The sequence below is a fragment of the Anaerofustis stercorihominis DSM 17244 genome (assembly GCF_000154825.1).
Taxonomy (GTDB): Bacteria; Bacillota; Clostridia; order Eubacteriales; family Anaerofustaceae; genus Anaerofustis; species Anaerofustis stercorihominis.
In genome coordinates, this window is the sequence record NZ_DS560019.1 from 385,265 (window position 1) to 397,382 (window position 12,118).

At 30.8% G+C, this 12,118-nt stretch carries 12 protein-coding genes; 9 read left to right on the plus strand and 3 right to left on the minus strand.

What is annotated here, in order from left to right:
* Positions 1-12: 12 nt before the first annotated feature.
* A complete protein-coding gene (locus tag ANASTE_RS06495) occupies positions 13-2,031 on the minus strand; it encodes a HAMP domain-containing sensor histidine kinase (protein ID WP_007050186.1) in 2,019 nt (672 codons plus the stop codon).
* A complete protein-coding gene (locus tag ANASTE_RS06500; RefSeq protein WP_007050187.1) occupies positions 2,006-2,707 on the minus strand; it encodes a response regulator transcription factor in 702 nt (233 codons plus the stop codon). Before ANASTE_RS06500 ends, ANASTE_RS06495 begins: the two co-directional genes overlap by 26 nt.
* A gap of 383 nt (positions 2,708-3,090) precedes the next feature.
* Here ANASTE_RS06500 and ftsE point away from each other — a divergent pair, with 383 nt between their 5' ends.
* From ftsE to ANASTE_RS11420, 4 genes are read left to right on the plus strand one after another with little or no spacing between them, the layout of a single operon-like run.
* Positions 3,091-3,771, plus strand: a complete 681-nt coding sequence (gene ftsE, locus ANASTE_RS06505) for a cell division ATP-binding protein FtsE (protein WP_007050189.1) — start codon at positions 3,091-3,093, stop codon at positions 3,769-3,771.
* Between the two features lie 16 nt (positions 3,772-3,787).
* Positions 3,788-4,669: a permease-like cell division protein FtsX gene (gene ftsX / locus ANASTE_RS06510; RefSeq protein ID WP_052294602.1), complete on the plus strand. Its 882-nt coding sequence runs from the start codon at positions 3,788-3,790 to the stop codon at positions 4,667-4,669.
* Between the two features lie 9 nt (positions 4,670-4,678).
* Positions 4,679-5,944 (plus strand): murein hydrolase activator EnvC family protein, encoded by a 1,266-nt coding sequence (locus tag ANASTE_RS11415; RefSeq protein WP_007050191.1) that lies wholly within the window; start codon positions 4,679-4,681, stop codon positions 5,942-5,944.
* A gap of 41 nt (positions 5,945-5,985) precedes the next feature.
* Positions 5,986-7,134: a murein hydrolase activator EnvC family protein gene (locus tag ANASTE_RS11420; RefSeq protein ID WP_007050192.1), complete on the plus strand. Its 1,149-nt coding sequence runs from the start codon at positions 5,986-5,988 to the stop codon at positions 7,132-7,134.
* A 75-nt stretch (positions 7,135-7,209) separates the two neighbouring features.
* On the opposite strand, the gene ANASTE_RS06525 is transcribed toward ANASTE_RS11420, so the two are convergent.
* Entirely contained in the window at positions 7,210-8,211 is a 1,002-nt protein-coding gene (locus ANASTE_RS06525) for a dipeptidase (RefSeq protein ID WP_007050193.1), read from the minus strand.
* 156 nt (positions 8,212-8,367) lie between these two features.
* Here ANASTE_RS06525 and hslO point away from each other — a divergent pair, with 156 nt between their 5' ends.
* From hslO to ANASTE_RS06550, 5 genes are read left to right on the plus strand one after another with little or no spacing between them, the layout of a single operon-like run.
* On the plus strand, positions 8,368-9,243 hold the full coding sequence (hslO, locus tag ANASTE_RS06530) for an Hsp33 family molecular chaperone HslO (RefSeq protein ID WP_007050194.1): 876 nt from the start codon (positions 8,368-8,370) through the stop codon (positions 9,241-9,243).
* A 1-nt stretch (position 9,244) separates the two neighbouring features.
* The gene (locus tag ANASTE_RS06535; protein WP_007050195.1) at positions 9,245-10,069 is read left to right on the plus strand and encodes a PHP domain-containing protein; all 825 of its coding nucleotides are present in this window, start codon (positions 9,245-9,247) and stop codon (positions 10,067-10,069) included.
* A 48-nt stretch (positions 10,070-10,117) separates the two neighbouring features.
* Positions 10,118-10,705, plus strand: a complete 588-nt coding sequence (locus ANASTE_RS06540) for a hypothetical protein (protein ID WP_007050196.1) — start codon at positions 10,118-10,120, stop codon at positions 10,703-10,705.
* Positions 10,706-10,718: 13 nt separating this feature from the next.
* Positions 10,719-11,534 (plus strand): hypothetical protein, encoded by an 816-nt coding sequence (locus ANASTE_RS06545; RefSeq protein WP_007050197.1) that lies wholly within the window; start codon positions 10,719-10,721, stop codon positions 11,532-11,534.
* A 14-nt stretch (positions 11,535-11,548) separates the two neighbouring features.
* Positions 11,549-12,118, plus strand: coding sequence for a thymidine kinase (locus tag ANASTE_RS06550; RefSeq protein ID WP_007050198.1), 570 nt, complete (start codon positions 11,549-11,551; stop codon positions 12,116-12,118).

The window sequence follows — 12,118 nt, forward strand, 5'->3', positions numbered from 1 at the left end:
TCGTCTTATACTTTATTTATTATTTTTGAAATCAAGTCTTGCTTTAAATAAATCTTTATCTATAGTAACACTAAAGTCAATCCCCATCAGTCCGGTAAAACTTTGAACAATGGAAAGCCCCAACCCAAAACCTTCAAGATCTCTTGCTTTATCCGCTCTTGCAAATCTGGTTAATATTTCATCACTTGTAAAATCCATTTCGTAATTTGAAATATTGATTATTGTTATACTAGGACCGTCTTTTTCCAAATCTATATATATCCTTGTTCCTTTGAGAGAATATTTGACCGAATTTTGAATAAGATTCTCAAGAACCCTTCCAAGTCTTTCTCCGTCAGCATAAACATAAACGTCATCATCCACATTTACTCTAACTTCAAGGTCATTTTCATTAATACTGTCACTAAATTCACTTATACTTTGATTTATCAAGCTCTTTAAATTTATATTTGTATTATGAAGTTCTATATTCCCGCTCGTAGCCTTAGATATATCAAATATATCCTCTACCAATTTTTTTAACTTTTGAGATTTACTGTCTAATATTTCCAAATATTCCTTCGCTATTTCCGGTTTTATATCTTCTCTCTTCATTAAATCAACATAATTTATGATTGATGTAAGAGGGGTCTTTAAATCATGAGAAACATTTGTTACCAGCTCACTCTTCATTTTTTCGCTTTTTACTTGTTCCTCAACTGCTTCTTTAATGTGTTCGTTAAGTGCATTCAAGTTATATTCAATTTCTTTAAAATAACTGTTATCGCTTAAATAAATATTTTCATTAAAATGTCCGAGCCCCAGAGTTTCTGTATAGTTATACACATCTTCTATATCTTTTACACTTTTTATTGAAGATGAATACAATCTGAATATCGAATACAGCAAATATATAAAAGAAACGACAATTATGAGTGCATACAACTGTTCATAAGGTCCGGATATCCCCATGGCTATAAGAAGAAAAGCAAGCATTAAAATCCCTCCGGAAACAACACATCTAGTAATACCGTTAACCATTCTTGACTGAACTTTCTTACTGAACGGTTTAAATACCTGATTACTCTTATATATTTCCATTACCTTTTTATATAAAGATACGTTCAATAAATTTTCATTATCATACATTGCCGCACAGTAAAGACAAAATATAAACAGTATTGCTGCGATCGTACCGTTGATACTGGAAAAATTACCATAAATAAAGTATGCCATAAACAATTTGATTTCAAGAAAAACCTTATTAAATATCTGTCCTATAACATCAAGAGTTTCCCTTATTCCATATTTCTTTTTTATAATTATCAGTAAATATAACAATAAAAAAGATGAAAAGACAAAACCTATAGTTGACCATACAGCGTCGGATTTATAAACATCATAGCTATCTTTAAAATAACCTCCGGCTGTAAAATCATGGTTTACCGCCAACAACACAGTCGGAGGTAGTACCTTAGTCTGAAGATATGAATTATTATCATCATACATATCAAAATTATTAGTCAAATTATATGAAACATTAAGAAGTTCTTTTTTTCCGTTTACATATGTGGTTGTAACATTGCTTCTTGTGTTTATGAAAGTATAACCATCTTTATTATATTCTTTTTCAAATTCAGAATCACTTTTTGCACCTGAATTGCTATATACAATATCCGTATTGTTATCCATTATAAAATAAGAAACTTCAGGTCCGTAACTGCCTATTACGTTAGCTTTTAGTTCACCTCTCAACTTTGGCGACATAGACGCAACGGTTTTTTGCAGATCCGCTTTAGGATCCCCATCATGCACCTCCTGATATTCTCTGTATAAAGCATTATTTAAATAAGCATGTATTTCATCCAGTTTATAACCGTAATCGGAAGATGTAAGATATGCATGGTTACCGAACATCTGATACGATTTATTTAAAATAACTTTATTTCCGTTATTAACAGCAAAACTAAATATAATAAATATTGCTATTATTAAAAGTATATGATTAAGTAGACTTTTATTCTCCTTAATGTTTTTCAATTTTATATCCAATTCCCCACACCACCTTTAAATATTTTGGATTTTTAGGATCTATTTCTATCTTTTCTCTTATATGCCTTACATGTACCGCTACGGTATTATCAGTCATATAAGAAAGCTCTCCCCAAACTTTTTCATATATTTCCTCCATAGAAAACACTTTATTAGGTCTGGACATCAAAAGCTTCAGTATTTTAAATTCAGTACTCGTAAGTTTTACCTCTTCTCCGTCAACAGTCACCTCTGTAGTATCTTCATTTAAGCTGAGTCCACCGGTGGTCAATATATTATCAGCTTCTTTTTCACTCATATTACCTAGTATCGTATATCTCCTAATCAAAGATTTAACTCTCGCAATAAGTTCCAAAGGATTAAAAGGCTTAGTTACGTAATCGTCGGCACCGATATTTAGGCCTATTATCTTATCGGTATCTTCGGATTTTGCAGACAAAAATATGACCGGAACATTTTGTTTTTCCCTAACTTTAGTTATGGTTGCTATACCATCCAATTTGGGCATCATTATGTCGAGAACTATCAAGTGGATTTCTTCCTTTTCTAAAACACTTAATGCTTCATATCCATCATAAGCTTCAAATATGTTATAGCCTTCATTGGAAAGATATATATTTATTGCTTTTACTATTTCTTTATCGTCATCTACTACTAAAATATTATATTTACCCATGGTCTTCCCCCTAATCAAGTGTTAAATAAATTATAAACCATAATATTTAATATTCTTTATGGAAATTATTAATATTTCATTAATATTATATCATAATATAATTTTATTTTATTTCCTTATAAAGCCATAAATCCACATATCCTTCACTTGATCTTCAACATATTGTTTCTTTTCTTTAATATTTTTGAAAATATACCTATATATGCCATAAAATGGATGCTGTCTATTATTAAAAAATGACAAAATAATTGATAATACGACAAAATATGCTATAATGTTTTAATAAAACATCTAAATTTATTTAATTATTTATTAATATATTAAAAGTGTAATATTTAGATGTGTATTTTTAGTATTTATTTAAATTTAGAATAGGAGTAAGTATGATTACTTTAAATAATGTATCATTAATATATGAAGGCGGAGAAGAAGCTGCACTTAAAGACATTAATTTAAATGTTGATAAGGGCGAGTTTTTATTTATTGTCGGAAAAAGCGGAGCCGGAAAATCGTCACTTTTAAAACTTATATTAAAAGAAATATCTCCAACTTACGGAGACATCTCCGTTGCGGGATATGATTTAAACAACTTAACGAACAAACAAGTCCCATTTTTAAGAAGGCATGTAGGCGTAGTATTTCAAGATTACAGACTTCTGGAAAACAGGACTGTATACGAAAATGTTGCTTTTGCAATGGAAGTTATGCAGCATAAACCCGATAAAATACATAAAAGGGTCCCAAATGTTTTAAAAATGGTTGGACTTAAAGATAAAGCCAGAAAATATCCCAATCAATTATCAGGGGGGGAACAGCAGAGAGTAGCCATTGCAAGAAGTATCATAAATAATCCAAAGATACTTATATGCGATGAACCTACCGGTAACTTAGACCCTCATACCTCAATAGGGATAATGAAACTTCTTCATGACATTAACAGAAGAGGAACTACTTTACTTATAGCAACACACGATAAAACAATAGTCGACGCTATGCAAAGAAGAGTAGTGCTTTTAAAAGACGGAAAAATAATCGGAGACAGAAAAGGAGGATATAACAATTAAATTATCAACTATAAAGGTGTTCATAAGAGACTCTTTTCAAAATATCAAAAGAAACTCTTTGATGAGTGTAGCATCTGTTTTATCAGTAGTCGCCGCACTTATCATTATCGGAGTATTCCTCGTTTTTGCATTAAATTTAAACTTTATGACAGGTGAAATTGAAAACAATTTAGAGCTTAAAGTTTATCTTAATGACGGACTGACCCAAGCACAAAAAGATAGTGTAAAAACAAATATAGAAAAAAATAGTTTATGTAAAAGTGTAACTTATGAATCTAAAAACGATGCTCTTACAAATTTCAAACAGGATTTTGGAGATAAATCCTATTTATTAAACGGATATGAAGGGAAAAACAATCCTCTTCCAGAATCTTACATAGTTAAAGTAACTGATTCTACAAAGCTAAAAGACATGTATTCTTACTCAAAGGATATTTCAGGAGTAAAAGATGTCGTTTACGGCGAAGAAGTTGTTGATAACCTTCTTAAATTTAACGATATGGCCAGTGTGGTTTGTATAGTGATATTTATAGTTCTAAGTATAGTGAGTATATTTATCATTTATAACACCATTAAATTAACTGTTTATGCAAGAAGAAATGACATTACGGTTATGAAATACGTAGGTGCCACGGACTGGTTTATAAGATTCCCATTTTTAATAGAAGGAAGTATCCTCGGACTTTTGGGTTCCAGCGTATCTATCCTAATAATAAGAAATATTTACTACTATGTAATCGGATTTATTCAAGGCGGAGGAACGGGACTTCCTCTAGGAAGCGGAATAGCACCTCCGGGAATAATAATGGGACAAGTAACATTATTATTTATCGTTTACGGAATAATCATAGGTGCAGCAGGAAGTGCTTTCTCGATTAGGAAATTCTTAGATGTATAGGTAACAGCCATGAATAAAAAAATAGTATCAATTTTATTAGTATTATCATTTGTATTCACAACCCCATTTACATTTAATACTGTAAATGCAAAGACAGATAAAGAAAAGTTAAACGACGTCAAAAGTAAAATAGACAGTAAAAAAAACAATTTAAATAATGAAAAAAACACTTCGGATAATTTATCCGGAGAAATCAAAGATGTTGACAGCAAAATATCTGAGTTGTCAAATACCATCAGCGCACAAGAAAAAAAGCAATCAACATTAGAGAAAGATTTAATTAGAACTAAAGAAGAATTAAAAGATGCAAAAGAGAAAAGAAAAAAATATCAAGATGCATTAAAAGAGAGAATGGAGACCATGTATATGTACGGAAACATGGGTTATCTTGATTTGATATTTTCCTCAACCGATTTCTCTGATTTAATCAGTAAAATAATAACAGTTCAGTCTTTAGTAAGCTATGACCGAAATATTATATCTAAATTACAAGATACAGAAAATGATATTAAAACTAAAACTACTAAAATATCCAGTAGCAAAAAAGAGCTTGATACTACTATAAAAAGTTTAGCTAAAAATAAAGACGATTTAAATACCTTAAAAATCGCAAAAAACTCAGAATTAAAAAATGTAAATGGTACAATTGACGATTTAAAGAAGCAAATAGCTAGTCTGGAAAAAGAAAAATCCGATTTGGACAGTAAGATAGCGGCACAAAGTGCAGCCTCAACCAATGTAAATTACAATAATGGAAATGACAGTTCAAAAGATAAGGATGACAAGGATAAAGATAAAGGAAACGGGAATTCCGGCGGCAATACAGGGGGAAGCAGTTCCGGCGGAGGCTCAAGTTCAAGCAGTAAAGACGGTGTTCTTTCATGGCCGGTTCCTGGACATTATAACATAACCAGTTATTTTGGTCATAGAGACCAACCGACCGCAGGTGCCAGCACAAACCATGGAGCAGTTGATATAGGTGTAAGTACGGGAACTCCAGTAAGAGCTCCCGCAAACGGAAAAGTCACTTATTCCGGATGGAACGGAGGATATGGATATGCGGTATCTATAGACTGCGGTAACATAAACGGGGATCATATAACGGTACTGTTGGCTCATAACAGTTCTCTAAAGGTATCAACAGGACAAAAAGTAAAAAGAGGCCAGGTTGTTTCCTACAGCGGAAGTACAGGGATCTCCACCGGTCCGCATTTACATTTTGCAGTATATAAAAACGGATATGCTGTAGATCCATTAAATTATGTAAATATTTAGCACAAAAATAAAAAATTTATTGAAAATGACAGGAGAGTAAAATGAAAAAAAGAATACTATCATTAATATTAGTGTTTATTTGTGTTTTTACCCTACCCCTCACGCAAAGTACCGTAACAGCAAAAAGTACTAAACAAAAATTAAAAGATGTAGAAAATAAACTTGAAGACAAAAAAGATAGTCTTGATAGTTCAAAAAGTAAAGCAGATGATTTATCTAATCAAATAGAAAGCTATGATACAAAAATTGAAAAACTAGAAAAGAAAATAGAAGAACAAGAATCCAATAAATCGAAAGTGGAAAAATCTTTAGAAAAAGCAAAAAAAGAACTAAAAAAAGCCAAAGAAGAAAGAAAAAAATATCAAGATCTTTTAAAAGAAAGAATGGAAGTCATGTATATGTACGGAGACACCGGATATCTTGATTTGATTTTTTCTTCAGAAAATTTCTCTGATTTGATAAGCAAGGTAATAACTGTCCAGGAACTTGTAAGCTATGATCAAAATATAGTAAAAAAACTTCAAGATGTTGAAAAACAAATACAAACAAAAACAGATAAGATCGCAAAAGAAAAAAAAGAATTAGAAGATTTAATTTCTAAATTAAATTCAAATAAAGATGATTTAGATACATTAAAAATAGCTAAAAATGCACAGCTTGCAAATGTAAAAGGCGATATTAAAGACCTAAAAAAAGAAGTTGAAAAACTTGAAGCGGAACAAAATGAACTTAGCAATAAATTAGCATCTCAAAGCGGTTCCTCAACAAATGAAATATATAATACAGGAAATGGTTCACTGGGTTGGCCTACTCCAGGTAATTATTATGTTACAAGTGAACAGGGTTACAGGTATCATCCTATATCAGGGGTTTATAAATACCATGCGGGAATGGATATCGGTTTAAGTTATGGTGATAGTGTCGTTGCACCTGCAAACGGAAGGGTTACTATTGCAGGCTGGTATGGCGGATATGGATACGCCGTAGGAATAGATGCGGGACTAATAAAAGGAAAACATGTAACCATTCTACTGGGACATAACTCAAGTGTAAAAGTATCCGTTGGACAAAAGGTAAGGAGAGGACAAACTGTAGCATACGGGGGCAGTACCGGATATTCTACAGGACCTCATTGTCACTTTGAAGTTCATGCAAACGGAGTAACGCAAAATCCAAGAAATTGGTTGTAAAAAAGAAAAGCAACATGCTTTTCTTTTTTTATTCTTATTTTGTAATATAAACTTTTATTAAATATATATTTTATATTAAAGACAATCACTAAACAATCTAAGAGTATTCTTATAATATAATTTCTCTATTTCAGTACCTGTAAACCCTGCTTTTTCAAGTAAAGGAATCAATGAAGGGACTCCTGAAATATCTTTCATTTCAAGACTGCAGCTTATACCGTCAAAATCGCTACCGAAAGCTATCACATCACTGCCTCCGATATTTTTAATATGAGATAGGTGCTTTACTATATCCTCATTTTTACTAACTTGTTTACCTATTATTTCATCTAATTTTTCATAATTTTTATTTTTTATCAAAAGCTCCAATTCTTCTTTTGTCGCTCCCGAAATTTGTTCATTTAAAAATAAACTATAAAAATTTATACCAATAACTCCACCCTTATCTGCAATTATTCTAATCATATCATCTTTTAAATTTCGTGTATGATTGCATAATTCACGTGAACATGAATGAGAAGAGATAAAAGGCTTTTTAGTTATATCCGAGACGTCATAGAACCCTCCGTCATTTAAGTGCGAAACGTCAACTATTATTCCGAGTTCATTCATATATTCTACCGCTTCTTTCCCAAATTTCTTAAGACCTAATGAACTATCCATAGTATTTGGAAATCCCAATGTATTTTCATAATTCCATGTTAAAGTTCCTATACGAATCCCTCTGTCATAATAATACTTAATATTTTCAAAACTGCCGTCGACACTCCCCATATCTTCTACGGAAATCAAGACATGCTGTTTATGGGTATCTTCAATATCATTATAGTTTTTTATTAAATTATACTTGCCTTTATTTTTATCTATTAAATCAAATGCAAAGTCTATGAGTTTATTAAATTCTTCTAATTTATAATCGGTTTTATCTTTATTATCAAATAAAGCAAAGACCTGGAGATAGGAATCAGCCTTTATAAGTTTATTCAAATCTATATGCAGATCATTATTTTCTACATTTAAAATATTATTTTCATACATTCTTGAAAAAGTATCACAGTGCAAATCTATCAGTTTCATTATAAATCCTCAAATCCATAAATTCTTCGGGGCACTGCGCCTGCTATGCAGATTCCGCGCCCCTTATTATAATACATAAAATCCATACTAAAATAAAACATAAATTGAAAAAAAAAGATAAACATAGTATACTTACTTAAACGAGGTGAAAATAAAATGGACTATATGATCAGAGGAAATCTTAAAAATAAACCTATTATATTTTTTGTTATAACAGCAAAAGATACAGTTGAAGAAATGAGAAAAATCCACAACTCAAGCCCTAATGCAACAGCATGTGCGGGAAGAAGTTTAATGGCTACTGGATTAATCGGTTATACAATGAAAAACGACAATGATATGGTTACGAGCATTATTGACTGTGACGGAGAGATAAAAAAAGTAACCGTTACGGCAAACCCAAAAGGCGAAATAAAATGCGATATAATAAATCCTAATACAGGAATTTATTTAAATGATATAGGAAAATTAGATGTAAAAAAGATAGTCGGAAACGGAACTTTAAAAGTGATCAAAGATATGGGGCTAAGAGACCCCTATGTGGGAGAAATAAATTTAGTCAGCGGAGAAATAGCGGAAGATTACACATATTACTTCGCAATGAGCGAACAAACCCCAAGCGTTGTCTCACTGGGGGTACTCGTAGACAATAAAGATTTCTTCGTGAAAGAAGCTGGAGGACTGATCATACAACTTCTTCCGGATGCAATGGAAGAAGATATCAGATATTTGGAAGAAAAAATAAAAGGGTTAGAATACATGACTACATTACTTAGCGAAGGCAAAACTCCCGAAGATATAATAAGATATATTTTCGACGACAGCGAAGTTGAAATTACGGGAAAAGAAAATGTAGTTTATAAATGCAACTGTTCGAAGGAAAAAATAGAAAAAGTGATTTTAGCTCTGGGAAAAGAAGAATTAAAAAATATACTAAAGGAAGATCATGGTATTACTTTAAAATGCCATTTCTGTGGTAAAGAATATCACTTAAACGAAAAAGAACTTTCAGAATTGATTAAAGAGGTCTAAAATGTCTAAAGCGGATTTACATGTGCATACAATAATGTCTGATGGATCGAACACCATAGACGAGCTTATACCTATGTGTAAAGCTAGGGGTGTAGATACATTGGCAATTACCGACCATGACACAATTGGAGCCTTTGAAAATTTTAAAGATAATTATGACATAAAAATCATTAAAGGAATAGAATTTTCTACAACATACAAAAACAAAAGCGTTCATATTTTAGGATATTTTATAGACGATAAAAACAAAGAATTAAATAACAAATTGACTTATTTAAGAAACAAACGAAAAAACAGAGCAAGGGAAATAATAAAAAAACTAAGTGCCAAAGAAAATATAACAATTGATTATGACAATATAAAAAAAGATACTGATGATGCCTCGGTAGGCAGGATGCATATTGCGAGAGAAATGGTTAAGCTTAAATACGTAAAAAATACCGAGGAAGCATTTGCTAAATATATTGGAGATGATATGCCTTGTTTCGTAAAGAATGAAAAAGTTACGATCCCCGAAGCTGTAGAACTAATTAAAAATACAGGCGGAATAAGCTTCTTGGCTCATCCCGGATTAATTAAAGATGTTGACAACTATAATGAAATATTGGATTATGGTCTAAACGGGATAGAAGTATTTTATCCCAAACACTCAAATGAACAAAGACAGTATTTTTATGATTTAGCTATTGAAAGGAACCTTTTAATAAGCGGAGGAAGCGATTTTCACGGAGTAAAGACAAAAGGAAAAAATAAAATTGCAAGTGCTTATTTAACCGATAAATATTTAGAACAAATAATAAATTTTCATAAAAATATGACAAAATAATAAAAAAACTATACTATAATAAAAATAATATAAAAAAAGGAGACGATCATGTTATTAGGAGAATTAGCAAAATTAGAAGAAAACAAAGAAATCATTGTTTCTTCATTTATGAAAGCAAATAAACTTAAGATAAAAAGAATAACATATATTTCAAATGAAGGATACGGGAGCGGAGTAAATATATATATTGCAAGAAAAGATAAAGAATTTACTCCCCTTGAAGTATTTTTGGGGTTATGGCTTAAAAATACTATTTGGGAAGAGGAATTAGATGATTTCGATTATTCGAAAGAAGAATGTGACAAGGTATTTAATGACTTGTTCTTTGAAATGGCGAGCGGTTATGACTTAAAAAAGCTAAGTCCAAGAGATGCTTCGATTTCCTTGGCTAAAGCCGTTAAGAAAGAACTTGATAATATAAACAAAGAAAATATAGAAGTAAAAAATCCGGACGATATAGAATTCCTTGATGTTTCGGGAATATATGTAAATAAGAAGTATACAGTATCTCCCCCGCTCATACTGAGAAGTAATGATGAGATAGTTGACGCAATAGAATTATTTTCAAGTGATATTATGGGTGAATATGAAGAAATGTTTTTAGAAAGTAAAGAAAGATATATTTATTTCTTTTAAATAAGGATATAAAATGAAAAAACTTTTTTCTATCCTACTCGCTCTTATATTAACTTTAGTAATTTTTACTGCCTGCGGTAAAAATAATGTAAATGACAGAGACAGCGGAAAAATAAAAGATTTCAAAGTAAAACATGAGTATGTAGACGGAAATTATTATATATTTGCAGAAAAATTTGATAATGATTCAAAAGCTCCTTATATGAAACTTACCGTCAAAAATAAAATATTAACCAGTATATATTTTAATTATTTATCAACTAACGGAACATTATATTTGAGCGATAACAATAATAACGAAACATGGTTTTATATTAAAACTTTAAATACTGCTGTCCTTCAAAATCAAGATAATGTAAAGAACACAAATCAAGACTTTGAATATGTTTATAAAACATATAACGAATTACTGAGTGAAGGTTTAAAGAGCATAAAAAATGGGAAAAATAATATCAACTATGTTGATTTCGCAACAACATATACCGCACAAAACTATAAATATGACAAAAACGGATATGATGCAACACTAAAGGTCACTTATGAAAATAATAAGATCAGCAAAATATCATATACAAAAAAAGACTCATCCGGAAATATAATAACTTCTAATAATTCATATTTAAAAAAATTTAAAGACACCAATAATATAAACTATCAAAAATACATTCAAAATGTAATCGACTTATCCATAGGAGAAGATAAAGTAAGACAATCTTTAAATGATTTGGATATAGACAAAGAATATAATATATTAGCCAGAAAAATAAATGCAAAAGCAATTGATTTTGATTATACAAAATATGAAATATTCAATAACATAAACATGTAAAAACGGAGAAAACAATGGCACAATTATACTTTAGATATTCAACTATGAATGCAGGAAAATCAATAGAAGTATTAAAAATAGCCCACAACTATGAAGAACAAGGTAAAAACGTATTGATATTTACTTCGGAACTCGATGACAGATACGGAGAGGGCTTTGTAGGTTCAAGGATAGGCTTAAAAAGAGAAGCGATGACTTTCAACGAAAATACTGATTTTAAACAAATCGTACAAATGCAGGAAGAAGAAATACACTGCATAGTTATCGACGAAGGTCAATTTCTAACAGGACAGCACGTTCTTGATCTTACTCAAATCGTGGATTATATGGATATACCGGTTATAGTCTACGGACTTAAAAACGACTCACAAAACAATTTATTTGAAGGAAGTATAAATCTACTTATATATGCAGACAAAATTGAAGAAATAAAAACAGTCTGCTGGTTCTGCAATAAAAAAGCTACAATGAATTTAAGGATAATTGACGGCAAACCCAATTATTCAGGCAAACAAATTCAAATAGGCGATAATCAAAACTACATACCGGTTTGCAGAAAGTGCTATGGAAATCCCAAATTATAA